Genomic DNA, 26,066 nt, shown 5'->3' on the forward strand with positions numbered 1-26,066 from the left:
CGTCAGGTACGCCTCCTGGAGGACCAGACGTCCACCGCGACCGCGGCGACGATCAGCACACCCTTGATGACGTCTTGCCAGTACGCCGGGACGACGAGGATGTCGAGGCCGTTGTTCAGCGTCATGATCATGAACAGGCCGAGCGCGGTACCCCAGATGCTGCCGCGTCCGCCCATCAGGCTGGCTCCGCCGATCACGACCGCTGCGATGGCGTCGAGTTCGTAGCCCTGGCCCAGATTCGGCGGGCCGGAGATGACACGGGACGCGAGCATGACGCCCGAAAGCCCGGCCAGCAGACCGGAAATCGCGTAGACGCTGAACAGGACGTTCTTGGCGTTGATACCGGCGATCTCGGCCGCGTTGCGGTTGCCGCCGACCGCGTACACCCGCATGCCGTAGGTGGTGCGCTTCATGATGATCGCCAGCGCGATGATGCCGATGATCATCAGAAGCACCGGGATCTGCAGGCCGAGGATCTTGGTGTTGGCGATGGAGCCGAACTCCGCCGGCAGCCCGTTGATCGGCGCCCCGCCACCGATCACGTATGCCAGACCGGAGCCCGCTGTCAGTGTGCCCAACGTCGCGATGAACGGTGGAACGTTGATGCGCGACACCAGGAATCCGTTCACACAGCCCACCGCCAGGCCGACCAGGACGGCCACCAGCACGGTCATCCACACCTGGCCGGGGTTGGCCTTGGCCGTCGCGGCGGCCGACATCGCCGACACCGCGATCACGCTGCCCACGGACAGGTCGATGCCGCCGGTCAGGATCACCAACGTCTGCCCGAGCGCGATCAGCGCGAATGGTGCCGCGGCCACCAGGATGGTGACCAGGTTCTCGGGGGTGGAGAAGCGCGCACTGCGGTAGCTGAAGTAGGCGATGACCAGCAGCACCACGATCACCATGGAGTAGCGCAGCAGTACACCCGAAATCCACTGCCGGGAGAACAGTTTCACCGGCTCGCCGGTGATCGGCGAGGCGACGGTCGGGGCAGCCGACGGGCCGGGCGGCTGCGCGCTGCTGTCGACGTCGGTACTCATGAAGCCTCCTGCTGCGGGGTCGTTGATCTGCTGTCGAGTGCGGTGGCCAGGCGGAAGACCGATTCCTGGACCTCGGGGTGGTCGAGGGCGTCGCGGTCGAGCTCGCCGACGAACGTGCCTTCGCGCATGACGAATGCGCGGTGGGAGAGCCCCACGATCTCGGGCATGTCCGACGACGCCATCAGCACCGCCATCCCATTGGCCGCGAATTCAGTGACAATGCGGTAGATCTCGCTGCGCGCCCCGACGTCGACGCCACGGGTCGGCTCGTCGAGCAGCAGCACGTTGACGTCCCCGGTGAGCCAGCGCGCCAGCACCACCTTCTGCTGGTTGCCACCGGAGAGCGTGCCGACCTCCTGGCTCAGCCCGCGCGTCTTGAGGCGCACCGACGACATCACCTCGGATACCGCCTTGTTGCGGGCCCGGGCGCGCAACCAGCCGCCCAGCGAGAACGACGAGAGGCGGGGCAGGGTGCCGTTGTCGAGCACGCTCATCGACAGCACCACCCCGGACAGCTTTCGGTCCTCGGGCACCATCGCCATGCCCGCGGTGATCGCCGCCGCGGGCTGATTGCGCTTGACGGCCTTGCCGCGCACCGTGATCTGGCCCGCGCTGCTGGACCGTGCGCCGAAGACGGCCTCCAGCAGTTCGGTGCGGCCTGCGCCGACGAGACCGGCCAAACCCACGATCTCGCCGGCGTGCACTGTGAACGACACCGGCCCGGAAGCGCCGTCGACCTGTAGGTCGCGCACCTCGAGGACGGGATCGGTGCCCGGTGTCGGGCGGTCGGGAAAAAGAGCGTCCAGTTCGCGGCCGATCATCGCGGTCACGATGTCGTCGTCGCTGACGTCGCCGATCGGCTTGTCGAGGATGAGCCCGCCGTCGCGCAGCACGACGACACGGTCGGCGATCGCACGGATCTCGGCCATCTTGTGGGTGGTGTACACCATGGCCACGCCGTGCTCACGCAGCCGGCGCACCACCTTGTAGAGACCTTCCACCTCGCGTTCGGAGATCGCGGAGGTGGGCTCGTCGAGCATCACCACCTGCGCGCCGGTGCTCGCCGCCTTGACGATCTCGACGATCTGGCGCAGCCCGACCGGCAGGCTGCCCATCCGCGCGGACGGGTCGATCGCGACGCCGAAAACGGCAAGCGCGTCGCGCGCCTGGTCGATCATCGCGCGCCGGTTCAGGAACGGGCCGACGGTGAGTTCCCGCCCCACGAACAGGTTTTCGTAGACCGACATGTTCTCGATCGAGGCCAGCTCCTGCGGCACGATCGCCACGCCGTGGCGCACCGCGTCCTTGGTGTTGCCCGGCGTCAGCGTCGCGTCGCCGACCGTGACGGTGCCATGGTCGGCGCTGTACTGGCCGCTGATGATCTTCATCAACGTGGACTTGCCCGCGCCGTTCTCGCCGGCCAGTGCGGTGACCGTGCCCGGCTGCAGATCCAGCGTGATGCCTTCGAGCACCGGCACGCCGCCGAAGCTCTTGCGAATGTCGTTGCACTGCAACACAGGTGAGGTCATCGGGGCTCCACGATCGACTTGAGGCTGGCCGGGTCCGAGTCGCTCTCCAGCGCTTCGCCGACGTGCTCGAGGTCGTAGCGGCCGGTCACCATCGCGTCGAGATCGATTGCGCCGCTGGACACCAGGTGGATCGCGGCGGGCCAGGTGTCGGTGTAGCGGAAGATCCCGGTGAGGTTGATCTCGTTGTTGGCGATGTGGGCGACGGGCAGGGGGTACTCGTCGGCGCCCATGCCCACCAGCACGACGTGCCCCGCCGGGCCGACGGCTTTGATCCCGCTCATCACCGCCGTGGGCACGCCGGTGGCGTCGACGAACGCGTCCACGGGATCGATGGCGGCGACGTCGACCGCGGTGGGATCGAGCACCTCGGTCGCGCCGAACTGCAGCGCCTTCTCCCGCCGGGAGGCCACCAGGTCGGTGACGACGATGCGCGCGGCCCCGAACGCGCGGGCGGTCTGTGCGCAGATGACGCCGATCGGTCCGGCACCGGCGATCAGGATCGACGTGCCCGGGGCGACGTGCGCCTTACGCATGGTGGCGATGGCGACCGACAGCGGCTCGAGCAGTGCGGCCGCGTCGTCGGACATCGAATCGGGCACCGGGTGGGCCATGTCGTCGTCGGTGAGGACGTAGCGGCAGAAGGCGCCGTCGATCGGCGGAGTCGCATAGAACTCGATGTGACGGCACAGGTTGTAGCGGCCCGCCCGGCACTGGGCGCACCGCCGGCACGGATGCTGCGGTTCGACCGCGACGCGCTCGCCGACCCGCTGCGGGTCGACCCCGGCGCCGACCGCGGCGATGCGACCCGAGAGCTCGTGGCCGAGGATCATCGGCTCCTCGACGACGAAGTCGCCGATGCGGCCGTGCCGGTAATAGTGCACGTCAGAGCCGCACACGCCGACGGCGGCGACCTCGACGAGAACCTGGTGATCGCCTGGGGTGGGGACCGGTCTGTCCTCGATCCGCAGGGCGCCGACGCCGGTCATGACACTGGCCCGCATGGTGGCCGGGGTCGATGCGGCGGTATCAGAAACGGCCACGGTCACACTGCACTCCTCGGCACTCCTCGCGCTCATCTGTTACAAGAGCCGCTCATTTGATCCTTGTGATGTGGATCATTCTCTGGGCTATGCTCACATGTCAAGCACCCATGCTCATATGAGCAGCGTTGGTGATCGGGCGAGAGGGGAGGCGAGATGGGGCCGGACGAGCTGTTCCAACGCGCCGTCATCGCCCGCCGCTACTACCTCGAAGGCCGCACCCGCGTCGAGATCGCCGAAGAATTCGGCCTGTCCCGCTTCAAAGTCGCCCGCATGCTCGAAGAGGCACTCGAATCCGGCATGGTCGAGATCACGATCCACGACCCGGGCTCCATCGACGTCGGGCTGTCCAGTGCGCTGCAGAAGCGGTACTCACTGCGGCACGCGTATGCCGTTGTTGCGCAATCCAAGAACACCGCAGACCGCGTCGAAGCCGTCGCCAAGGCGATGGCCGACCTGCTGCAGTCCGTCCTGCACAAGGGCGACGTGATCGGCATCGACTGTGGCCGCACGATGACCCGGATCGCGCCCTACCTGCACGACCTCCCGCGCTGCGACGTCGTCCAGCTGACCGGGCTGGCCGGCGGACTCACCTCCAACGGGGCCGACCTGACCCGGCGCATCACCGAGGTCACCGGCGGCAAATCCTGGCCGCTCTACGCCCCCTACGTCGTCGGCGACGCCCGCACGGCCCGCAGCCTCGCGAGCACCCCGCCGATCAAGGACGCGTTCGCCAACCACGCCCGGGTCACCTGCGCGCTCGTGTCCGTCGGCGGCTGGACCGCCGAAGCCTCGCAGGTGTACACGTCGGTACCCGAGGAGGAGGCCGCCGCGCTGTACGCGGCGGGAGTGCGGGCCGAGACCTGCGGCCTGTTGCTCGACGCCAACGGTCAGCGCATCGCCGGTCTCGACGAGCGGCGCATGGGCATCACCGAACAGGGCCTGCGTGCCATCCCCACCGTCATCGCGATCTGCGCCGGAGCCGAGAAGATCGTCGCCACGCGCGCCGTCCTGCGGTCCGGGCTGATTTCGGCACTGGTGACCGACACCGAGATCGCGGCCGCAGTCCTCGACTGATGCTGCGCCACCCAGCGAAAGGACTCCACCATGACCGAGCCGGTAGTCGACCTGAACTTCCCGCTGACCGGTAAGACCGCGATGGTGACCGGAGGCGCGTCCGGTATCGGCGCCGCCATCGCCGCCGCGTTCGCGACCAAGGGCGCCCGGGTCGCTGTCGTCGACCTCGACGGTGACGCCGCCCAGCAGCGGGCCGACGAATTGAGTTCTGAGAGCCGGGGATTCGCCGCAGACGTCGCCGACCCGGCGTCGGTCGCCGCGGCCGTCGACGCCGTCGTCGCCGCGTTCGGACGGATCGACATCCTCGTCAACAGCGCGGGCATCGTCATGCTCGCACCCGCCGAGGACCTGCCGCTGGACGCGTGGACCAAGACCATCGCGGTCAACCTCACTGGCACGTTCCTGGTCAGCCAGGCGGTCGGGCAGCACATGCTCACCGCCGGCGGAGGCGCGATCGTCAACATGGCGTCGCAGGCTGCGACCGTGGCCCTCGACCAGCATGTCGCGTACTGCGCGTCGAAGTTCGGTGTCGTCGGCGTGTCCAAGGTGCTCGCCTCGGAGTGGGGGCCGCGAGGGGTGCGGGTGAACACGATCTCGCCGACCGTGGTGCTCACCGAGCTCGGACGCAAGGCCTGGGACGGCCCGCGCGGCGACGAGCTGAAGAAGCAGATCCCCACCGGGCGCTTCGCCTATCCCGACGAAATCGCCGCCGCCGCAGTATTTCTCGCCAGCGATGCCGCCGCAATGATCACCGGTGCGGACCTGCTGATCGACGGCGGCTACACGATCCGCTAACCGGTCTTCTCGAACGCCCGATTGCGGCGCTCGGCGTCCGCGCTACCGCTGAACAGCCCCGAATCCGCCTGTGGCGCATTGCGATACACGTCGTCGCGGGTATCGTCGCGCACCGCCTCGGTCTGGTGCTCGATTCGCCGAACAGGCAGTGCGCCGGGGTTGGTGCGCTGCAGCCACGCCACCATGCCCTCGCGGACATCGCAGCGCAGGTCGAACAGCTGCCCGGCGTCTGGCGCGCTGACCAGCATCCGAACCCGCACCACGCCCTCGACGGCGTCAGTGACCTGCAGGACGCCCACGCGGCCGTCCCACTTGTCGTTGGCACGCAACAATCTGTCCAGTTCGGCCCGCATCGCGTCGAACGGGACAGTGAAATCGACGTCCAGTTCCGCGGTTCCGAGCAATTGGGTCGCGTTGCGGGTCCAGTTCTGGAACGGGGTCGTGGTGAAGTACGTGCACGGCAGCACCAGCCGGCGCTCGTCCCACAGATGCACGACGACGTAGGTGAGCGTGATCTCCTCGATACGGCCCCACTCCTCCTCGAGGACGACGACGTCGCCCACCCGGATCGCATCGGAGAACGCGATCTGGATGCCGGCGAACACCGAACCGAGGGAAGTCTGAGCGGCCAGACCGGCGACCACGGTCAATACGCCCGCCGAGGCGAACACCGTCTTGCCGACGTCGGAGAACGACGGGAACGTCATGAGCGCCGCTGCCACACCCAGCACGACGACGACCGCAACCGCGAGCCGGCGCAGCGTCGTGACCTGCGTGCGAATTTTGCGCCGGTGCCTGTCGGCGTCAGTCAGCCCGGTGTCACCGCCGGCGAACCGGGTGATGACCTGGCGCTCGGCGACCAGCAGCAGGCTGGCGACCAGCCAGGTCAGCGTGCCGATCACCGCGATCAGCAGCGTGTGATCCAGCCAGCCACGCCAGGCGGCCTGCCCGTCCGAGGCATTCCGCACGGCGGCTGAGGCCGCGATCACCACGAGCGTCGCTCGCAGGGGACGGCGGGTCAGATCGCCCACGTCGTGCAGGACGCGGCTGCGCCGGCCCAGTCGCTGGAGCAGCCAGGACAGGGCGAGACCCACCGCGTACGCGAGCGCGATGGAGCCGGCCACCCACGCTGCAGCGGTGGCCAGATGAGTTGCGGGGGCTATGGCATCGTCCACAGGGAAGACAGCTCCTCGGGATCGGGGGTGTGGCGCCAGAGGGGGACGTCGTCGTCGCATGATGCCGGCGCACCTGAGGCGTTCCCTACTGCGTCCCGGTGCAAAACCGCATCACCGGATCTGCCGCCCGATTGCGACTCACCTCACACGCTTGGCCACCTGTCGCTTGATCTTCTCCGGCAGCGCGTCGGCCACCGTGAGCTCGGGCAGCAGCTCCGGCTCGGACATCAACGCGCGGAACACCACACCGACGCTGACCGCATGGTCGGGCCGCGAGACGATCTCGATCGCGTCGCCGGCGCGCACTGTTCCGGGGGAGACGACGCGGAAGTAGGCGCCGGGAAGTGCGGCCGCGGTGAACGTCTTCATCCAGCCGCGGATCCCCAACCAGGTGGTGAACGTCCGGCACGGGGTGCGCGGGCTGGTCACCTCGAGGACCAGACCGTCCGAGCCGACCGCCCACCGCTCGCCCACCAGCGTGCCGGTCACGTCGACACCGGCGGTGGTGAGGTTCTCGCCGAACATCCCGTTGGTCAGTTCGCGGTCGAGCTCAGTGGCCCAGTGGTCGAGATCCTCACGCGCATAGGCGTACACCGCCTGATCGTCGCCGCCGTGATAGCGGCGATTGCAGATGGAGTCGCCGATGACGCCGCTGCCCAGGCCGTCCTTGCGAGGCCCGGGGGCTCGCACCTCCATCGGTTCGGCGCTGGGCCGCTTGTCGATCCCGGTACGCAGCTCGCCCAGATCGATCGGCGCGGACGCCGTGTTCACCGTCAACACCGAAGCCATGACCGACGCTAACCCGTCTGGACGCTCACAGCCCTGCCGGGTCGTCAGGCACGTCGACGGCGTAGGACGCCAGCACCTCCAACGGGACGACCTCGAGGGTGCGTTCGTGCGTCGAGGCCAGCACCACAGGGCACGCCTGCCCGTCCTGGTGTGCGAGCAGCCAGTTGCGGGCCGTCACGCACCACCGGTCACCGGGCACGAGGCCGGGAAATCGGTACGCGGGCATCGGCGTGCTCAGGTCGTTGCCGATCGACCGCTGATGCGCGAGGAACTCCGTGGTCACCACTGCGCAGATGGTGTGCAGCCCGAGGTCCTCGTCGCCGGTGCTGCAGCAGCCGTCGCGATAGAACCCGGTCAGAGGTTCGGTGCCGCACGGGTCCAGCTGCTCGCCGAGCACATTCAGTTCTTGCACGGGCTCAGCCTAGGTGTCAGATGCTGAGCCGGCGGTAGCGCTGCAGCCGGCGGATGGCCGGGGCCGCCGCGGTTCCGTCGCTCGGCGCCAGTGCCGCCGTCACCGCCGCCCGCACGCTGTCGGTGTCGAGGTGCATGCCGATCGCGACCAGGGAGTTGGCGGGCGAGTTCGCCGGGGCGGGCGCCACGTGCACCGAGGCGCCGACGACGTTGACCACGTAGCGGCGGACCGCGCCACGGAACCGGACCGCCACCGTGCCCTTCATCCGGTACACCCCGGCCGGGGGTTCCTCGAGCAGGTCGAGCACCGCGCCGGGATCGACGCATCCCTCACTGAGCACGGTCACCGAATCCGCGTGTGTGTGCTCGTGAGCACGGTCGTCATCGGCCGCCTTCAGCAATTCCTGGAACGTCAGCTGCCCCACCTGCTCCTCGGCGGCCACGTCGAACAGCAGCGCCGGGTCGATCCGCCCGGCCGTGGCGCCGACGACCTGCGCGTGCGGGTTGGTCTCGCGCACGCGGTCGGTGACCCGGCGCAGCACCGCGTCGCGTTCCCGCGGCCCGACCTGATCCAGCTTGTTGACCACCACCAACGTCGCGGCGCCGTAGCGTGCCGGCGGGGCGGCGTCCCGGTCGACGGTGTCGAAGTGCGTCACCGCATCCAGCACGTCGACCACGCCGCCCGAGCGGATCGCGTCCACGCCGCTGAACCGGATGATGCGGGAGATCGCGACCGGGTCGGCCAAGCCGCTGGCCTCGACGATGATGGCGTCCAGCCGCAGACGGGGGTCGGCGAGCCGGGCCAGCGCCACGTCGAGACCGCCGTCGTCGGGCAGGCAGCAGATACATCCGCCGGCGATCGAGGCGGGTTCGTCGACCTGGCCGGTGACCAGCCCGGCGTCGACGTTGAGCTCACCGAAGTCGTTGATCACCACGCCGATTCGTGCATCAGGGCTGCGCAGCACGTGGTTGAGCAGCGTCGTCTTCCCGGCGCCGAGATAACCGGTCAGGGCGATGACGGGTATCGGGTGCACAGCAGGGCAGGTTACCGGCGCGCGGAAGGAATCACGGCTGCCAGGATTCGCCGGTAGCATCAGCCTCCGCGCCGGGAGCGCGGATGGTGGGGGTGCGACGGGTGCAGGGCGACTTGGACGAGGGCGCGGACGAGGGCGCGGCCGAGGAGCTGACGCTCTCCGACGCTGCCTCTGACCTGCAGGTTCTCCGGTGCCTGCTGCGCGTCGCCGAGGCCGTCGCCCGGGCCGACGCGTTCGACGAGGCCCTCGAGGTGATCGCTGAGCAGGCGCTCGGCGCGCTTCGGGCGTCGTCGCTGTCGATCAGCCGCTGGGAGGCCGATCTCTCGTCGCTGCGCACCATGATCAACGTCGGCGACCTCGGCCCCGACGAGACGCGGTGGCCGGCCGACGAGTACTACCCGGTGAACGCCGACCCCCACATCTCTGATTTGCTGCTGCACGGCCGCTCCTACATCAACGCCCTTGACCAGCCCGACTGCCCGCCGTATTGCACGGCGTGGCTGCAGAAGATCGGCAAGGAGAGCGAGATCGCCGTGCCGATCATGAGCGGTGACTCGATGTGGGGCGAGATCTGGGCCTCCGGCGACGGCGGTCGACGATTCGACCTCGGCGACGCGCAGCTGCTCGCGGCCATCGCGGCGTACATCACGGTGGCGATCAACCGATCCGAGACGTTGAACACCGTCTGGGGATATGCCCTGCAGGACCCGCTCACCGGCATCGCCAACCGCCGCGCCATCGATCAGCGTTTCACTGAATTGGATTGGGAGACATCCACTCCCGTAGTCATCCTGTGCGACCTGGACGGCTTCAAACGCATCAACGACCGTGACGGTCACCCGGCGGGGGATCAGCTGCTGCGCGATGTCGCCGCAGTGCTCGGCGGTCTGGCCGACACCGTCGATGGCGCGATAGCCGCGCGTCTGGGTGGCGACGAATTCTGCATCGTGCTCCCCGACGCATCGCTGGCCTCGGCGCAGGTGTTCGCCACCGATGCCACCCGTGCCCTGCACGACGCCGTCGATCGCGAGGTCAGTCTGTGTTGGGGCGCCGCGACGACGGGACCGGACGTCCGCAGCGCGGCGGAGTTGCTGGCCGCCGCCGATGCCGCACTGCTGCACGCCAAACGGCAGGGGCCGGCGCGCTACAGCACCGGGGCACCGGCGTCGGTGGATGCCCGCGACCTCGCCGGGTGGGACCGTCGAACGGGGCCGCGCCGCGCCGTCGACCGGTTGGCCTCCGATCTGGTGCGCATGCTCGACGAGCAGCCCGAGATGACGCTTGCGCAGGCCCTGGAGGCGCTGGCCGTCGCCCTCTCGCAGGCACTCGACGCGGCGGCCTGGGCAATCTCCGAGACCACCGAGGGAGGCACGGCGCTGAGGCTGGTGAGCAACGTCGCCAGCGTGCGCAAGCAAGAGGCGGGGCTCACCGTCCTCATCGACTTCGGACCGCCGAACTATCCGCTCGAGGACTACCCCACCTCGGCGCGTGCGATCGCCGACGGCACGACCTTCCTGGCCGCGGTGGGAATGGAGTCCGCCGACCCCGACGAGGTCGCGCTCCTGCAGGTTCTCGGCTACCAGGCGGTGCTCGGCATCGGTGTGCCCGCCGGCGAGAAGGGCTATTTGATGGAGATCTACTCCCATGACGGTCACGCAGAACTCGCCGACATCGCCCCGCTGGCAAGGATTCTCGCGGCGTACTGCGTGACCCGGGTCGGTCAGCGGAACCCGGCCGACCCGCCGTCGGCCATGACCGTCTGACCGGTGACGAACGCGGCGTCGTCGCTGAGTAGAAAGCGCACGACGGGCCCGATGTCGGTCGCCACGTCGCCGAGCCGGCCCAGCGGGACTGCACGGACGGTGCGTTCGTAGGTCGTCGGGTCCATCTCGCGCCACGCCCTGATGCTCTCGGTTTCGGCGTACGGGCACACGACGTTGACGCGGATGCGGTGGCGGCCCCACTCCAGTGCCGCGACCTTCGACATGCCCCGGATCGCTTCCTTCGCCGCGCCGTAGGCGCCGAACCGGGACAGACCCTGTGTTCCCGATCCGGAGCCGAGGTTGACGATGCTGCCTCCACCGTTGCCGACGAAGATCGGGTACACGGCCTGCATCAGCAGGAACGTGGCGCGCGGCCCGACGTCGAACACGAGGTCGTAATCCTGCTCGGTGATCTCGTGAAAAGCCTTGGGCTCGTTGGTCGCAATCGCGTTGTTGACCAGACCGTGCACGGTGCCGAAGGCGCCGACCGCCGCCGCGACGATGCGTGCGGCGGCGTCCTTCTCGCGCAGGTCCATCACCAGTGAGTCGACGGAACGGTCGGACAGCTCTGAAGCCGTCGCGCAGCACCTCCTCGTCGCGGTCGACCAGGAGCACCGAAGCGCCGCGCGCGGTGAGCGCGGTCGCGATGCCCTTGCCCACGCCGCGGGCCGCGCCGGTCACGATGACCGAGCGCCCGGCCAGATCCGTCATGTCGGCGCCCCCTTGACGATCACGCCGTCCTTGACGATCACGTGGAGATTCTTGGCCGGGTCGGCCAGCACGGACAGGTCGGTGGTCGGGTCGCCGTCGACCAGCAGCACATCGGCCCAGGCGCCGGCGGTGATCTCGCCGAGGCGGGCCGACCGGTAGGGGTCGCGGTCGCCGGCCATCCGCAGCAGTGCGGCGTTGCCGGAGGTGACGAGCTTGAGGGCGGCGACCGCGCTCATGTATTCGCCGAGCCGCACCATCATCGCGCTCTGGAGATCGGCGTGCTCCGGCTCGAACAGCAGGTCGGTGCCCCAGGCGAGACGCACCCCATGGGTGGCGGCCCAGCCGAAGAGCCGGTCGGTGCCCGCGCAGATCTCCCGGTTCTTCTGCGCGCTTGCCGGGTTGGCGAACGTGTGGTCGTGTTCGGCGAACGGTTGGGTGGACAGCCACACCTCGCGTTCCGCGAGCATCGCGATGGTCGGTTCGTCGGCGAGGTGGCCGTGCTCGATGGACTTCACGCCGGCGTCGACGGCGCGACGGATCCCGGTGACGTTGTAGACGTGCGTGGCGACGTAGGTGCCGTAGTCCTCGGCGGCCTGCACGGCGGCCCGCAACTCGGCCGGAGTGAACTGGACGGTGTAGAGCGGGTCGTACAGCGATGCCGCACCGCCGCCGACCATGAGCTTGATCTGGCTGGCGCCGAGCTTCAATTGCTCGCGCACCGCGGCCAGCACGCGGTCGGGACCGTCGGCGACACGCATGAAACCGATCTGCTCGGCGCGGGACTCGTTGCCGCCCAGCGCGGTCGGCCGTTCGTAGACGAAACCGAAGTCGCCGTGACCGCCGGTCTGCGACAGCGCGGCCTGGCTGGGATAGATCCGCGGACCCAACGCGGGTCGCGCATCGATCACCGTCTTGAGGCCGGCGGTGTCGCCGGCCATGTCGCGCACGGTGGTGAAGCCGCGCAGCAGGGTGTCCGTCGCACCGGTCAGCGCCGTCGCGGCGAGCAGCGTCTGCGAGCCCATCGCGAGGTTCAGCAGCGAGTTCGCCATGCCGACCAGGTGGACGTGGGCATCGATCATGCCGGGCATCAGGGTGCGTCCGGTGCCGTCGATCACGGTGGTGCCGTCGGTCTCGGCGATGGGCGATGTCTCGACTGCGGAAATGGTGCGGCCCTCGATCAGCACGTGCCCGTCCGTCACCCGGTCGGACAGTCCGTCGAAGACTCGTACGTTCTTGATCAGCAGCGGCATAGCGCTCACGCTAGCCGCTGAAGGACACCGAAAAGCCGGACCCGCGTTGCGGGTCCGGCTGCGATCGGTGGTCGGAGGTTGGTAGGGGTCAGGACACGGGGATGGAGGCGCAGCCGACGCCGGGGATGCAGCCCGACACGCCGCCGGGTCCGGCCGTGCCGCCGACGCCGCCCGGGTTGGTCGAGCCGCTGGCGCCGCCGGGGCCGGCCACGCCGGACGGGCCACCGGGGATCGCGCCGCTGGCCCCTTCAGGGCCTGCGGCACCGGCTACGCCGCCGGGGTTGGTCGCACCGCTGACGCCACCGGCACCTGCTGTGCCGCCCGGACCGCCGGGGATGGCGCCGCTCGCGCCGCCCGGGCCCGCGGTCCCGATCGACGCGCAGGGCGTGCCGTCCGGGTTGAAGCACGGCGGGGGAGCCGGCTGGGCGAAAGTCAGGGGCGCAGTTGCGATTGCAGTCGCCGCCGCGCCCGCGAAGATCAAGGAACCTAGATTCAGTGTCTTGTGTCGCATGTCTAACTAGTTGCCCGATCGCCGCAGAATCGAAACCACGAGTTGATGGCATCCTGGCGGGATGGGTCTGATCTTCCGGTTGGTCGAGCTGCTGGTGGTGCTCGTGCCGCTGGTCGGGGTGGCCTACGCCACCTATCGCGGGATAGCCGCGGCCCGGCGTCAGCGTGATCCCGAACTCCCCGTGGCGCCCCCGGCGGTGCGGCCCGCCACCACGGCTCAGCGTCGCACCGTGGTGCGGACCATCGAGCAGCACGATCGCACCGACACCCGGTGGCTGGAGTACGAATTGGACGCCGCGAAGGTGTTGGACTTCCCGCTGATGACCGATCTGCGCGATCCTCTGACCGAACGCTTCCACCGCGCGAAGTTGCGCGCCGATTTCCTGCGGCCCGCCGACATCGCCGACCTGCTCGAGGATCGCGACGCCCTGCGGACCTACGTCGAGGCGGTCGGTGAGTACGCGACGGCCTTCGACGTGGCCGAAGCCGAAGCGCGGCGGCGCAAGCGGGCCGCGTTCACCGCCGAGGAACAGGAGCGTCTGGCGCGCGCGCAACGGCTGCTGCGGGTCGCCGCCGACACCGCCGCCACCCCGCAGGAGCGTGAGCGGGCCTACCGGTTGGCGCAGCGCGAACTCGACGGACTACTGGTCCTGCCCGAGCGTGCGCGTCATGAGCTGGAGCGCGGAATCAGCGGCGAACTCGGGGATTAACCGATTGCGGCGTCAGCGACGTCGAGCGCCCGGTCCAGGATGGCGACGCCTTCGCGGGCCAGGTCCTCGGTGACGATGCACGGCGGCACGACGTGGATGCGGTTGTAGTTGGCGAACGGCAGCATGCCGAGCTTCTTGCATTCGGCGATCACGGAATTCATTGCTGCGCTGGAACTTCCGTACGGAGCCAACGGTTCGCGGGTGTTCTGGTCGGAGACCAGTTCGACGGCCCAGAACACGCCGGTGCCGCGCACCTCACCGACACTGCGATGCCGCGCCGCGACGTCGCGCAGCGCCGGTCCCAGCACCTCGGTGCCGATACGGGCGGCGTTCTCGACGATGCCCTCCTCCGCCATCGCGGTGATGGTCGCCACCGCGGCGGCGGTCGCGAGCGGATGCCCGGAGTACGTGAGCCCGCCGGGGTAGGCGCGGTGGGCGAACGTCTCGGCGATGTGGGGGCTGATCGCGACTCCGCCCAGCGGCACGTAGCCGGAGTTGACGCCCTTGGCGAACGTCAGCAGGTCGGGCACGACGTCGGCATGGTCGATGGCGAACCACTTCCCGCTGCGGCCGAAGCCCGACATCACCTCGTCGGCGATGTAGATGATGCCGTATTCGTCGCACAGTGCGCGGACGCCGGCGAGGTAGCCGGGCGGGGGCACCATGATGCCTGCGGTGCCCGGGATGGACTCGAGGATGATCGCGGCGATCGTCGACGGGCCTTCCATCCGGATGATGTCGCGCAGATGAGCGAGTGCCCGCTCGGATTCCTCCTCCTCGGTGGTGGCGTGGAACTGCGAGCGGTACAGGAAGGGCCCGAAGAAGTGCACGATGCCGGCGTTGCCGTGGTCGTTGGGCCAGCGGCGGGGGTCGCCGGTCAGGTTGATCGCGGTCTCGGTGCCGCCGTGGTACGAGCGGTAGCGGGAGAGCACCTTGTAGCGGCCGGTGTGCAGGCGGGCCATGCGCACGGCGTGCTCGACGGCGTCGGCGCCGCCGTTGGTGAAGAAGATCTTGTTCAGCTCACCCGGCGTGCGCTCGGCGACCAGACGGGCGGCCTCGGAGCGGGCGGCGTTGGCGTGCTGGGGCGCGACCGTGCACAGCTTGGCGGCCTGCTCGGCGATCGCGGCGACGACTTTCGGGTGCTGATGGCCGATGTTGGTGTTGACCAGCATCGAGGAGAAGTCCAGCAGGCGCTTGCCGTCGCCGTCCCAGACGTGGCAGCCCTCCGACGCGGTGATCGTCATCGGCGAGATCTCGGCCTGCGCCGACCACGAATGGAACACGTGGGCACGGTCGAGTTCGTAAGCGCGGGCGGCTTCGGCGCGGGCCTCGTCGGCGGTCAGGCCGTTGGGCAGGGTCGCGGTGTCGTCGGTCAGGGTCATCGCAGTTCCTTCGTCGATGGAGACGAGCGTCGAACGTGGGGCGTGTGCACGCTCATCAAGGAATTCTCGTGCATGAGGCCCACGCTCGGCGACTAGGTCTCCGAGGCCTTCTCGAGCGCGGCCAGCGCGTCACCGCTGTAGACGGCCAGGCGCTGCAGGTGGGGCAACCGGTCGCGGCAGCCCACGAACCCGATGTTGAGGGTGTCGGCGTAGCTCTGCAGCGTGATATTCAGCGCCATGCCGTGGATCGGGATGGACACCGGGTAGGTGGCTTCCAGTCGGGACCCGTTGAACCACAACGGTTCCCGCGGACCCGGGACATTGGAGACGCAGAGGTTGAAGGTGTAGGGCCACGGCGCCTTCACGCCGGTGAGTGCGCCCGCGATCTGCGTGCCCGCCGGCGCGAGCAGTGCCGCGCTGTAGGCGATGATCACCGCGGGCGACATGTTCTGAAGCTGCGCCTTGGCCGCCCCCGTTGCGGCGCTGATGACGTTGAGCCGCTCGACCGGGTCGGCGATGTCGGTGCCCATCGGGGCGAGGATCGCGCCGACGGCGTTGCCGCCGCCCTCGTCGCCCTTGGGCCGGACGTTGACGGGCAGGAACGCGATCAGCGAGCGGTCGGGCAACTCGTCGATCTCCGAGAGGAACTGGCGCAGACCGCCGCCGAGGATCGCGAGCGCGACGTCGTTGATCGTCGCGCCGTGCTGGGAGCTCAGCTTCTTGAGGCGGTCGAAGTCGTACTGCTGGGTCGCGAAGCGCCGATTACGGCTGATCCGTGCGTTCAAGATGCTGTGCGGCGCCGACGCCGACCCGGCGATCTGGGCGTACTCGCCGTCGCGGCGGATCTGCGTGTTCACCACCGCCGTCGTCAGATCGACCGCGGCGCTGACACCGCCGGTGACGGTGGCGCCGATCCCGCCGATCGTCCGCAGCGCCGCGGTGAGCGGGTTGGCCGATGCTGCGCTCGATTCGGTGGCCTCCGGTCCCGGCGTGCGCCCCGGCATCGGCACGTTGAAGAACATCCGGGTGTCCCGCGACTCCGGGTCGGTGGACAGGCTGCGCGCGAGCATGCGCATCGCGCTGTAGCCGTCGACCAGCGCATGGTGGATCTTCATGTAGAGCGCGAAACGGCCGCCTTCGAGGCCCTCGATGACGTGCAGCTCCCACGGCGGCCGAGTCAGGTCGAGGTGATTGCTGTGCAGCCGCGAGACCAGGACACCGAGCTCGCGTTCATCGCCGGGGCTGGCCAGAGCCGACCGACGCACGTGGTAGTCGAAGTCGAAGTCCTTGTCCTCGACCCAGCTGTGCAGCGGGCTGTACTGCAGCCTCGGGTGGGCGAGCTTGAGGTTCCACGGCCGCATCACCTCCTGGCGGCGGGCCTCGGCGATCATCTCGCGCAGGTACTCGACCGTCGCGTTCGGCGGCGGTGTGAACGGCAGCAGGCCGGCCACATGCATCTTCGAGCTGGGGGTTTCCCCGTAGATGAACAGCAGGTCCTGCAGGCCGAGCCTCTTGCTAGTCGCGCTCACCCCGTCACGGTACGCGGTGTGATCAGGTCCCACAGAATGTTCGGAACGTGGCGGAGAACTCCTGCCGGCCCGGCTCCGCATAGCGTTCGAGACCCGGTCGCACCTGGAAGGGGGAGCGCACCGCGGAGAGCAACGTGTCCACCGGACCGAGGTCCCCGTCGGTGGCCGCGGCGAGCGCCTCTTCCACCAGATGGTTGCGCGGGATGTAGACCGGATTCACCGCATCCATGGCCACCGGATCGGGTTCGAGAGCTCGCCATCGGCCCAGCCACGCGTCGAAGCCGGCGAGGTCGACGAACTCGCCGCGCACCGGCTCGGCGTCACCGCGGGCCGCCTCGGCCAGCCGCCGGTAGAACGACGTGTGGTCCACGCCGTTGGCCTGCAGCACGACCAGCAGGTCCCGGCCCAGCGCATCAGCCTGTTCGGGCGGGGCGCCGGCGAGCCCCAGTTTCGCGCGCATGCCCTCGTCCCAACGGCTCTGGTAGCGATCGCGGAACCGACCCAGTGACCCCTCGGCCATGCTGATGGCGCGGTCGGTGTCCTCGTCGAGCAGCGGCAGCAGCGCCTCGGCGAAGCGCGCCAGGTTCCACAGCGCGATGCCCGGCTGATTGCCGTAGGCGTAGCGGCCCCCGTGGTCGATCGAGCTGAACACCGTTTCCGGATCGAAGGCCTCCATGAACGCGCACGGGCCGTAGTCGATGGTCTCGCCCGAGATCGTCATGTTGTCGGTGTTCATCACACCGTGGATGAAGCCGACCAGCATCCACTGCGCCACCAGGTCGGCCTGGACGTCCATGACCGCCTCGAGCAGCGCGTGGTGCGGCTGGGCGGCCTGCGCACAGCTGGGATGGTGCCGCGCGATCGCGTAGTCGGCGAGCCGGCGCAGCACACCGACGTCCTTGGTCTGCTGGGCGACCAGTGATGCGTACTGGAAGCTGCCGACGCGCAGGTGGCTGGCGGCGACCCGGGCCAGGACGGCACCGGGCAGCTCGGTCTCCCGGTACACCGACCGGCCGGTGGCGACCACCGACAGCGAGCGGGTGGTGGGGATGCCGAGCGCGTGCATCGCCTCGCTGATCACGTACTCGCGCATCATCGGCCCGACCGCTGCCAGGCCGTCGCCGCCGCGGGCGAACGGGGTGCGTCCGGACCCCTTCAGGTGTAGGTCGCGGACCCGTCCGGCGGTGTCGAGAAGTTCCCCGAGCAGCAGGGCGCGCCCGTCACCGAGCCGGGGGACGAAGCCGCCGAACTGGTGGCCGGCGTAGGCCTGGGCCACCGGGGTGGCCTCGGCCGGAACTGCGACCCCGGCGAGCAGACGCACTCCGTCGGGGCTGCGCAGCCACGCCGGGTCCAGGCCGAGCTCGGCGGCCAAGGCCTCGTTCAGAACGAGCAGCGTCGGGTCCGGTGCATCCTCGGCCTGCCATCGCAGCGCGAGCTCGGGAAGCTCGCGGACGAACGTGTCGTGCAGCGCGATGCTCATGGTTCCCAGCCTACGGAGACGCCTCGATGAGCGCGATGGCGTCGACGTCGTCCTTGACGGGGATCCGGCGGTTGCTCTCCTCGACCACGAGCGCGCCGTCGGGGTCGTCGTAGCCGTCGCTGTGCGGCAGGATCAATGCCCGCTGCCCCGGCGCCAACTCGGTGGTCTGCAACGCCGACGTCGGCGGGGTGACCTGGGCGATGTGGTCTCCGGTCAGCTGCCAGACCACGGGCGGTGCCGCGTCCGCTTGACCGCAGCGCCACGTCGTCAGGCTCAGCTTCGGCGGGCCTTCCCGCGGCCACCACAGCTTGGTGATGCGGAAGCCGGCGGCCGGGTCGGCCGCGGTCACGTCGAATGTCTGCTGGTTGCCGTCCGCGTCGGACTGCACGACGGCCGCGGTGCCGCATGCGGTGTCGGTCGCGCGGTAGAGCGCGTAGGCCAATGAACCCCCGTCGGGCGACAGACGGGCGATCGAGACCGGGCTGTTGGCGTCGACCTGCCCCAGCGAGGTCGGGGGGCCGGGGCCGCGGACCGCGTACAGGGTGTCCGGGCCACCGAACGGGGACGGCGTCGCTTCGACGCGGGCCACCACCGCGGTCCCGCCGCGCGCCACGATCAGTCGCGCCTCGCCCGCGCCGGGCGCAGGCGGGAGGTCGACAGTCTGCAACAGTCGCGGTGCCGCGTCGGGGGCGGACAGGTCGAGGCTCATCAGCCGGTTCGGCTGCTCCCACCACACGATCGTGGCGCCCCCCGCGGTGCCGAGCGTCGGCCCCACCGGGATCTGCCGGACACTGCCGCGCCTGTTCTGCACGTCGATCGTGGCCAGGTGGTTGTCCACGGTGCGGGCGAAGACGAACCTGCCGTCTTCGGTGGTGATCAGGTCGTTGCTGGGGGTGAAGGCCCCCGCCACCGTCGCGATCTTGGTGGTGCCGTCGACGACGCCGAGCTCGTCGGCGGCGCGGTAGGCCAGCAGCGGGCCCGTCGGCGCGGCCGGAGTCGTCGTCGGATCGAAGGGGGAGGTGACTCTCGGCGCCGACGATCCCGCGCTACTCGATGACGCAGAACCGGACGAAGAACCGGGCGGCGACTGCAGGCCGCTGCACGCCGCGACCAGGACGGCCAGCAGGGCGAACAGTGCGGTGGTCAGGGTGAAACGGAACGAATTTCTCATAGGGGATCGCTCTCCATGGTGGCCGAAGATCGGGCGGCCGGACGGAGCGGGTGCCCGCGGGACGGGTCCGCGACGCGCCCCGGACCGTCGCGCTCGGTATGGTGATTGCTCGCCGGCGACGGGGGAATCGTGGGCTGACGAGCATCGTCGGCCGGGCAGCCGGACTGTCAGAACCTCAGATGTGGAGCAACGCTGTGAGCCTGAACACCATCGCTTTGGAGCTGGTGCCGCCGAACGTCGATCGGGGGCGCGAGCAGGCTCTCTCCGACGCCGAGAAGGTGCTGCGCTGTTCGGCCGAAGCGGGCATCGGCGGTCGGGTTCGGCACGTGATGATCCCGGGCATGATCGAGGAGGACGACGACCGTCCCCTGGAGATGAAGCCCAAGCTCGACGTGCTCGAGTTCTGGTCGATGATCAAGCCCGAACTGCCCGAGGTGCGCGGGTTGTGCACCCAGGTCACCGCGTTCATGGACGAGCCGACGCTGCGCGGCCGGTTGACCGAGCTGAGTGACAGCGGGTTCGACGGCATCGCGTTCGTCGGGGTGCCGCGCACGTTGAGCGACGGCGAAGGTTCGGGCGTGGCGCCCACGGATGCGTTGACGATGTTCGACGAGGTCGTCGACAACCGCGGCGTCATCCTCATCCCGACCCGTGAGGGCGAGCAGGGCCGGTTCAGCTTCAAGTGCGGTCGCGGCGCCACCTACGGCATGACGCAGCTGCTGTACTCCGACACGATCGTCGACTTCCTCACCGAGTTCGCCGCCACCAACGAGTACCGGCCGGAGATCCTGCTGTCCTTCGGGTTCGTGCCTGCGGTGGAGAACAAGGTCGGCTTGATCAACTGGCTGATCCAGGACCCGGGCAACGCCGCGGTCGCCGCCGAGCAGGACTTCGTCAAGCAGCTGGCCGGCGCCGAGCCGGTGGAGCGGCGCAAGCTGATGGTCGACCTGTACAAGCGCGTGATCGACGGGGTCGGCGAGCTGGGCTTTCCGCTCAGCGTGCACTTCGAGGCCACCTACGGCGTCAACACCCCGGCGTTCGAGACGTTCGCGGAGATGTTGGCTTTCTGGGCTCCCGACACCGATTAGCCCAGCGGCTGGCCGTAGATCGGTTCGTGCGGATTACCGGGCTCTTCGATGACCGGCACCGGGTACAGCGGAAGATCGTCCGGCAGTGTCGATTCGGGTTGCGGCGAGGTCGACGGTGGGGTGCCGGACGGGCTCTCGGCGGCAGGTAGTGCTGCGATTCCGGCTCCGGCCGCCACCCCGGGTGTCGGGGTCCCCGGTGGCTCGAGACCGGCGGAGATCCCGTAGCGGCTGTTCGACGTGACAAGGGGGCCGTCGTCCTGGGGTGCGTTGCCGCGGCTGCTGCCGGGCAGCCCCTCGGCCTGTGACGGGCCGTCGACGGTCGCGGTGATGCGCACGCCGCGTGAATCGGTCAAAGGGGGCGGCTCGACCGCGATGACGTTGTAGGGGTAGTCGAAGCTGCCCGGCTCGACGTCGGGGGCCAGCGGCACCCACGGCGGCGGATCCGGCAGGTCGGGTTGAGCGGCCGCCGGCATGCAGGTGGCGACAGCGGCGGCGCTGATCGCCAGGCCCATGAGGACCACGGAAGCCACCCGCCGCATCTGAAGACTCCTAGATCTTGATCGGATCGCCGTAGACCGCGAACTGCGTGTGGGCCACGTCGGTGGAGACGCGCAGGTACGCATACGACCGCACGGTCACGTCGCCGCCGCACGCATCGGCCTTGATGTGGATGTTGTCGATGTCGATCATCGCCCGGCCGTCCTGGCTGAGCGTCATGTTCGACAGTGGAAGGTCGACGATCACGCCGGGCTGCAGGACGGTCTGCACGAAGCCCGCGACTCCACCGGTGCCGCCCACCGACACACCGGAGCCACCGCCGACGCCGACCGTGCCCTGGGGCGCCACCCCGGCTGTGCCGCCGTACTGCAGACCGGCGGACACGTCGGATTGGCAGCCCAGCTGGTAGCCCAGGATGAAGATGCTGTCAGTGATCGGGCTGGACCCGCCGACTGCGGTCGCGGTCGCCGATGCGGTGACGAAGCCCTCCCGGGAGTCGTTGGCATTGGCCAGGTTGGGCACCGAGTTGACCACTTCGTTGTCGATCCGGATGGTGAGATGCCAGCCGTCACGGGACACCTTGTCGTAGCTCTGCGGGCGCATGGCCACCGGTTCTGCGCCGGCCAATCCGCCGCTCGCCGCCACCAACGCCGTCACAGCAGCAAAGACCCTCCCCGCACCCCACAGCACGCGTGTAGCTAAGCAGACCGGCACGGGGTGTGCGCGCTCAGCGCCGTCCGCGGCCGGCGTGTCAGAGTGGACGCCATGACTTCCGGGCAGACCTCAGATCCTCCGGTCGGCACCCTGGGCGCGACGTCGATCGATTGCCCGAACCCGGGCGAGCTGGCCGACTTCTATGCCGCGCTGCTCGGCATGCGGCGACTGGTGGAGACCCCCGACGGCGGCGTCGTCGCGATCACCGACGGTGCCGCGATCCTCGCGCTGATGCGTGTCGATGACTACCGAGCTCCGACGTGGCCGAATCCCGACGTCCCGACCCAGGTCCATCTGGATGTTTCGGTCACCGATGTCGACACGGCGGTGGCGGCCGCCGAGCGGCTCGGCGCACGCCAGGCCGACGTGCAGCCGCAGCCGACGCTGTGGCGGGTGATGCTGGATCCGGTCGGACATCCGTTCTGCCTGACCACGGTGACCGCCGGCTGAAATGCCCGAACCGAGCACGGAGCAGGTGCGTGCGCTGCGCGCACGGCTGGACGGTCTGACGCTGCGGGACGCGTCGCGGCTGGGCCGGAAGCTGCGCCAGCTCAGATCCCCCGAGCCAGCCCAGCTCGACCGCCTGACCGCGCAGATCACAACCGCCGAGGCGCTGGTCGCCACGCGCCTCGCCGCGGTTCCCGCGATCAGCTACCCGGATCTGCCGGTCAGCGAGCGCCGCGACGACATCGCTGCGGCCATCGCCGCGAACCAGGTCGTGATCGTCGCCGGAGAGACCGGCTCGGGCAAGACCACGCAGCTGCCCAAGATCTGCCTGGAGCTGGGCCGGGGCATCCGCGGCACCATCGGCCACACGCAGCCGCGTCGGCTCGCCGCGCGCACCGTCGGACAGCGCATCGCCGACGAACTGGGCACCCCGCTGGGCGAGGCGGTCGGTTACACCGTGCGCTTCACCGATCAGGCCAGTGACCGGACGCTGGTGAAGTTGATGACCGACGGCATCCTGCTGGCCGACATCCAGCGGGACCGCCGCCTGCTGCGCTACGACACCCTGATCATCGACGAAGCGCACGAACGCAGCCTCAACATCGACTTCCTGCTCGGCTACCTGCGTCAGCTGCTGCCGCGCCGCCCCGACCTCAAGGTGATCGTCACGTCGGCGACCATCGAGCCCGAACGCTTCGCCCGGCACTTCGGGGGCGCCCCCATCGTGGAAGTCAGCGGGCGCACCTATCCCGTCGAGATCCGTTATCGCCCACTGGAAGTGCCGGTCGTCGCCGACGGAGACGATCCGGACGACCCCGACCACGAGGTGGTCCGCACCGAGGTTCGCGATCCCACCGAGGCGATCGTCGACGCCGTCGCCGAGCTCGCGAGCGAGCCGCCGGGCGACGTGCTGGTGTTCCTGTCCGGTGAACGCGAAATCCGCGACACCGCAGAGGCATTGCGTGCCGACCTCGGCGACCGGGCCGAGATCCTGCCGCTGTATGCCCGCCTGCCCACCGCGGAGCAGCAGAAGGTGTTCAGCCCGAGCCGCGCCCGCCGGCGGGTGGTGCTGGCCACCAACGTCGCCGAGACATCGCTGACGGTGCCCGGTATCCGCTACGTCGTCGACCCCGGGACCGCGCGGATCTCGCGGTACAGCCGGCGCACCAAGGTGCAGCGGCTGCCGATCGAGCCGATCTCCCAGGCGTCCGCTGCGCAGCGAGCCGGCCGGTCGGGTCGCACCGCACCGGGTGTGTGCATCCGCCTCTACTCCGAGCAGGACTTCGAATCACGGCCCCGCTACACCGATCCCGAGATCCTGCGCACCAACCTCGCCGCGGTCATCCTGCAGATGGCTGCCCTGGGTTTCGGAGACATCGAGGGCTTCGGGTTCCTGGACCCACCCGATGCCCGCAGCATCCGCGACGGCATCGCCCTGCTCACCGAACTGGGTGCGTTCACCGATGGTGAACTGACGCCGCTGGGCCGCCGGCTCGCACAGATCCCGGTCGATCCCCGGCTGGGACGCATGATCCTGCAGGCCGACACCGAGGGCTGTGTGCGGGAGATGCTGGTGCTCGCCGCGGCGCTGTCCATCCCGGATCCTCGCGAGCGCCCCACGGACAAAGAGGAGGCGGCCCGGCAGAAGCACGCGCGGTTCGCCGACGAGCACTCCGACTTCGTGTCGTTCCTGAACCTGTGGCGATACCTGGGTGAGCAGCGAAAGGAGCGGTCCGGCAGTTCTTTCCGCCGGATGTGCCGTGAGGAGTTCCTGCACTACCTGCGCATCCGGGAGTGGCAGGACCTGGTCGGTCAGCTGCGCGGCATCTGCCGTGATCTGGGCATCACCGAATCCGACGAGCCGGCCGACGTGGCTCGGGTGCACACGGCACTGATCGCGGGCCTGCTGTCGCACATCGGGATGCGGGACGACGCGAAAGGCCGGGAGTCTCGAGAGTTCCTCGGCGCGCGCAACGCCAGGTTCGTGCTGGCGCCCGGCTCCGTACTGACCCGCCGACCGCCGCGCTGGGTGGTGGTGGCCGATTTGGTGGAGACCAGCCGGCTCTACGGGCGGATCGCGGCCCGCATCGATCCCGAGGCCGTCGAACGGGTGGCGGGTCACGTGGTGGTGCGCACGCACAGTGAGCCGCATTGGGACGCCGAGCGCGGCGCGGTGATGGCGTACGAGAAGGTCACGCTGTACGGGCTGCCGCTGGTGGCGCGGCGGCGGGTGGGGTACGCACAGATCGATCCGCCGGTGGCGCGCGACCTGTTCATCCGGCACGCTCTGGTCGATCAGGATTGGCGCACCAAACACCACTTCTTCGCCGACAATGCCCGTCTGAGAACAGAACTCGCGGACCTGGAGGAGCGCGTGCGCCGCCGCGACCTGGTGGTCGACGACGACGAGGTCTTCGCGTTCTACGACGCCCGGATTCCCGCCGACGTGGTGTCGGCGCGGCACTTCGACGGGTGGTGGCGCAAGCAGCGGCACCGCACGCCCGACCTACTGACGATGACTCGAGATGATCTGCTGCGCAACGACTCCGGCGACGCGCAGCCTGACGCGTGGCAGGCCGAGGACGTCGCACTGCCTCTGTCCTACCGGTACGAACCGGGCGCCACCGACGACGGTGTCACCGTTCACGTACCCGTCGACGTGCTGGCCCGGCTCGGCGGTGACGACTTCGCCTGGCAGGTGCCCGCTCTGCGCGAGGAACTGGTGACCGCGCTGATCCGTTCGTTGCCCAAGGATCTGCGGCGCAATTTCGTGCCCGCACCGGACACCGCTCGCGCGGTGCTGTCGGCGATCACCCCGCAGGATGGTCCACTGCTCGATGCGCTGCAGCGGGAATTGCGCAGGCGCACCGGCATTCTCGTTCCCACAGACGCCTTCGACCTGGACAAGATCCCGCCCCACCTGAAGGTGACGTTCGCGGTCGAGGCGACCGACGGCAAGGTCGTCGCGCGCGGCAAGGACCTCACCGAACTGCAGCGCACGCTGGCTGCGCCGGCCCGCGATGCGGTGGCCGCCGCGGCCGGGGACCTCGAACGGTCCGGGTTGCGGGCGTGGCCGGACATCGATGAGGTGCCGCGGGTGGTCGAACGGCAGGGCCGCTCAGGTAACACGGTGCGCGGCTACCCCGCTCTGGTCGACGAGGGGACGTCGGTGGCGGTGCGCGTGTTCGCCAGCGCGGCCGAGCAGGCCATCGCTGCGCCGGCGGGCACCCGGCGTCTGCTGCGGCTGACCGGACCATCGGTGGTCAAACAGGTCGAGAAGGCGCTCGACATGCGGACCCGGTTGTCGCTGGGCACCAACCCGGACGGTTCCCTGGCGGCGTTGATCGAGGACTGCGCCGATGCCGCGATGCAGCTGCTGGCGCCCGAACCGATCTGGACCAGAACGGACTTCGAGCAGGCTCGGGCACGTGTGTCGCAGTCCCTGGTCGCCACGACCCTTGAGGTGGTGCGGCGCGCGGACAAGGTGGTCGGCGCGCTGCACGACGTGTCGCTCGCGCTCCCCGACATTCCGTCGCCGACACAGGCCGATGCGGTCGCCGACATCCGCGCCCAAGTGGCGCGGCTGGTACCCGCCGGCTTCGTGGCTGCCGCCGGGGCATCGCGGTTGGCCGACCTGACCCGCTACCTGACCGCCGTCAGCCGACGGCTCGAGCGGCTGCCGCAGGCTCCCGCTGCCGACCGCGAGCGGATGGATCGGATAGACGCCGTGCAGGACGCCTATGACGAGGTGGTCGCGGCGCTGTCGCCGACGCGGGCTGCCGCCGCGGACGTTCGCGACATCGCCTGGATGATCGAGGAACTGCGCGTCAGCCTGTGGGCGCAGCAATTGGGCACCCCGCGCCCGATCAGCGAGCAGCGGATCCATCGCGCGCTCGACGCGATCACGGGCTGAATCTGCC

At 69.6% G+C, this 26,066-nt stretch carries 22 protein-coding genes and 1 pseudogene; 7 read left to right on the forward strand and 16 right to left on the reverse strand.

Annotation, left to right across the window (positions count from 1 at the left end; all coding sequences use genetic code 11):
- Positions 1 to 2 precede the first annotated feature (2 nt).
- From PGN37_RS17075 to PGN37_RS17085, 3 genes are read right to left on the reverse strand one after another with little or no spacing between them, the layout of a single operon-like run.
- Positions 3 to 1,043, reverse strand: coding sequence for an ABC transporter permease (locus PGN37_RS17075; RefSeq protein WP_335332188.1), 1,041 nt, complete (start codon positions 1,041 to 1,043; stop codon positions 3 to 5).
- Positions 1,040 to 2,572 (reverse strand): sugar ABC transporter ATP-binding protein, encoded by a 1,533-nt coding sequence (locus tag PGN37_RS17080; protein WP_335332189.1) that lies wholly within the window; start codon positions 2,570 to 2,572, stop codon positions 1,040 to 1,042. The genes PGN37_RS17075 and PGN37_RS17080 overlap by 4 nt, the downstream gene beginning before the upstream one ends.
- Positions 2,569 to 3,558, reverse strand: a complete 990-nt coding sequence (locus PGN37_RS17085) for an NAD(P)-dependent alcohol dehydrogenase (protein WP_335332271.1) — start codon at positions 3,556 to 3,558, stop codon at positions 2,569 to 2,571. Before PGN37_RS17085 ends, PGN37_RS17080 begins: the two co-directional genes overlap by 4 nt.
- Positions 3,559 to 3,768: 210 nt before the next feature.
- On the opposite strand from PGN37_RS17085, the gene PGN37_RS17090 reads away from it, so the two are divergent.
- A complete protein-coding gene (locus PGN37_RS17090; protein ID WP_335332190.1) occupies positions 3,769 to 4,689 on the forward strand; it encodes a sugar-binding transcriptional regulator in 921 nt (306 codons plus the stop codon).
- A 30-nt stretch (positions 4,690 to 4,719) separates the two neighbouring features.
- Positions 4,720 to 5,484, forward strand: a complete 765-nt coding sequence (locus tag PGN37_RS17095) for a GolD/DthD family dehydrogenase (RefSeq protein WP_335332191.1) — start codon at positions 4,720 to 4,722, stop codon at positions 5,482 to 5,484.
- Here the strand turns inward: PGN37_RS17095 and PGN37_RS17100 are convergent.
- The 4 genes from PGN37_RS17100 to PGN37_RS17115 all read right to left on the reverse strand — a co-directional run bounded on the left by PGN37_RS17100 (position 5,481) and on the right by PGN37_RS17115 (position 8,893).
- Positions 5,481 to 6,659, reverse strand: coding sequence for a mechanosensitive ion channel family protein (locus PGN37_RS17100; RefSeq protein ID WP_335332192.1), 1,179 nt, complete (start codon positions 6,657 to 6,659; stop codon positions 5,481 to 5,483). The two genes, PGN37_RS17095 and PGN37_RS17100, sit on opposite strands and share 4 nt — an antisense overlap.
- Positions 6,660 to 6,797: 138 nt before the next feature.
- Complete coding sequence (locus tag PGN37_RS17105) at positions 6,798 to 7,448, reverse strand: MOSC domain-containing protein (protein ID WP_335332193.1); 651 nt, start codon at positions 7,446 to 7,448, stop codon at positions 6,798 to 6,800.
- Positions 7,449 to 7,473: 25 nt separating this feature from the next.
- Entirely contained in the window at positions 7,474 to 7,860 is a 387-nt protein-coding gene (locus tag PGN37_RS17110; protein ID WP_335332194.1) for a DUF2237 family protein, read from the reverse strand.
- A 16-nt stretch (positions 7,861 to 7,876) separates the two neighbouring features.
- On the reverse strand, positions 7,877 to 8,893 hold the full coding sequence (locus PGN37_RS17115; protein WP_335332195.1) for a CobW family GTP-binding protein: 1,017 nt from the start codon (positions 8,891 to 8,893) through the stop codon (positions 7,877 to 7,879).
- A 101-nt stretch (positions 8,894 to 8,994) separates the two neighbouring features.
- Between PGN37_RS17115 and PGN37_RS17120 the strand changes: the two genes are divergently transcribed.
- Positions 8,995 to 10,656 carry a GGDEF domain-containing protein gene (locus PGN37_RS17120; protein WP_335332196.1) on the forward strand — a complete coding sequence of 554 codons (1,662 nt, stop codon included), beginning with the start codon at positions 8,995 to 8,997 and terminating at the stop codon, positions 10,654 to 10,656.
- Here PGN37_RS17120 and PGN37_RS17125 read toward each other — a convergent pair.
- From PGN37_RS17125 to PGN37_RS17135, 3 genes and pseudogenes are all read right to left on the reverse strand, one after another.
- A pseudogene (locus tag PGN37_RS17125) lies at positions 10,614 to 11,367 on the reverse strand (SDR family NAD(P)-dependent oxidoreductase). The gene PGN37_RS17120 and the pseudogene PGN37_RS17125 sit on opposite strands and share 43 nt — an antisense overlap.
- Positions 11,364 to 12,617, reverse strand: coding sequence for a metal-dependent hydrolase family protein (locus PGN37_RS17130; protein WP_335332197.1), 1,254 nt, complete (start codon positions 12,615 to 12,617; stop codon positions 11,364 to 11,366). Before PGN37_RS17130 ends, PGN37_RS17125 begins: the two are co-directional and overlap by 4 nt.
- An 88-nt stretch (positions 12,618 to 12,705) precedes the next feature.
- Complete coding sequence (locus tag PGN37_RS17135; protein WP_335332198.1) at positions 12,706 to 13,128, reverse strand: hypothetical protein; 423 nt, start codon at positions 13,126 to 13,128, stop codon at positions 12,706 to 12,708.
- Between the two features lie 61 nt (positions 13,129 to 13,189).
- Between PGN37_RS17135 and PGN37_RS17140 the strand changes: the two genes are divergently transcribed.
- Positions 13,190 to 13,837, forward strand: coding sequence for a hypothetical protein (locus PGN37_RS17140; protein ID WP_335332199.1), 648 nt, complete (start codon positions 13,190 to 13,192; stop codon positions 13,835 to 13,837).
- Here the strand turns inward: PGN37_RS17140 and PGN37_RS17145 are convergent.
- The 4 genes from PGN37_RS17145 to PGN37_RS17160 form a co-directional block, all read right to left on the reverse strand.
- Positions 13,834 to 15,219: an aspartate aminotransferase family protein gene (locus tag PGN37_RS17145; protein ID WP_335332200.1), complete on the reverse strand. Its 1,386-nt coding sequence runs from the start codon at positions 15,217 to 15,219 to the stop codon at positions 13,834 to 13,836. The two genes, PGN37_RS17140 and PGN37_RS17145, sit on opposite strands and share 4 nt — an antisense overlap.
- Before the next feature lie 92 nt (positions 15,220 to 15,311).
- Positions 15,312 to 16,748, reverse strand: a complete 1,437-nt coding sequence (locus tag PGN37_RS17150) for a WS/DGAT/MGAT family O-acyltransferase (protein ID WP_335332201.1) — start codon at positions 16,746 to 16,748, stop codon at positions 15,312 to 15,314.
- A gap of 22 nt (positions 16,749 to 16,770) precedes the next feature.
- Positions 16,771 to 18,228 (reverse strand): protein adenylyltransferase SelO, encoded by a 1,458-nt coding sequence (locus tag PGN37_RS17155; protein ID WP_335332202.1) that lies wholly within the window; start codon positions 18,226 to 18,228, stop codon positions 16,771 to 16,773.
- Positions 18,229 to 18,238: 10 nt separating this feature from the next.
- Positions 18,239 to 19,399, reverse strand: a complete 1,161-nt coding sequence (locus tag PGN37_RS17160) for a hypothetical protein (protein ID WP_335332203.1) — start codon at positions 19,397 to 19,399, stop codon at positions 18,239 to 18,241.
- A gap of 194 nt (positions 19,400 to 19,593) precedes the next feature.
- Between PGN37_RS17160 and PGN37_RS17165 the strand changes: the two genes are divergently transcribed.
- The gene (locus PGN37_RS17165) at positions 19,594 to 20,487 is read left to right on the forward strand and encodes a mycobacterial-type methylenetetrahydrofolate reductase (RefSeq protein WP_335332204.1); all 894 of its coding nucleotides are present in this window, start codon (positions 19,594 to 19,596) and stop codon (positions 20,485 to 20,487) included.
- On the opposite strand, the gene PGN37_RS17170 is transcribed toward PGN37_RS17165, so the two are convergent.
- Together PGN37_RS17170 and PGN37_RS17175 are read right to left on the reverse strand one after the other, a co-directional pair.
- On the reverse strand, positions 20,484 to 21,017 hold the full coding sequence (locus PGN37_RS17170) for a hypothetical protein (RefSeq protein WP_335332205.1): 534 nt from the start codon (positions 21,015 to 21,017) through the stop codon (positions 20,484 to 20,486). The two genes, PGN37_RS17165 and PGN37_RS17170, sit on opposite strands and share 4 nt — an antisense overlap.
- Positions 21,018 to 21,036: 19 nt before the next feature.
- Positions 21,037 to 21,588 carry an MspA family porin gene (locus PGN37_RS17175; protein ID WP_442932952.1) on the reverse strand — a complete coding sequence of 184 codons (552 nt, stop codon included), beginning with the start codon at positions 21,586 to 21,588 and terminating at the stop codon, positions 21,037 to 21,039.
- A gap of 162 nt (positions 21,589 to 21,750) precedes the next feature.
- Between PGN37_RS17175 and PGN37_RS17180 the strand changes: the two genes are divergently transcribed.
- The gene (locus PGN37_RS17180) at positions 21,751 to 22,149 is read left to right on the forward strand and encodes a VOC family protein (RefSeq protein ID WP_335332207.1); all 399 of its coding nucleotides are present in this window, start codon (positions 21,751 to 21,753) and stop codon (positions 22,147 to 22,149) included.
- A 1-nt stretch (position 22,150) separates the two neighbouring features.
- On the forward strand, positions 22,151 to 26,059 hold the full coding sequence (gene hrpA / locus PGN37_RS17185; protein WP_335332208.1) for an ATP-dependent RNA helicase HrpA: 3,909 nt from the start codon (positions 22,151 to 22,153) through the stop codon (positions 26,057 to 26,059).
- Positions 26,060 to 26,066 lie beyond the last annotated feature (7 nt).

The organism is Mycobacterium kyogaense (assembly GCF_036946525.1).
GTDB lineage: Bacteria > Actinomycetota > Actinomycetes > Mycobacteriales > Mycobacteriaceae > Mycobacterium > Mycobacterium kyogaense_A.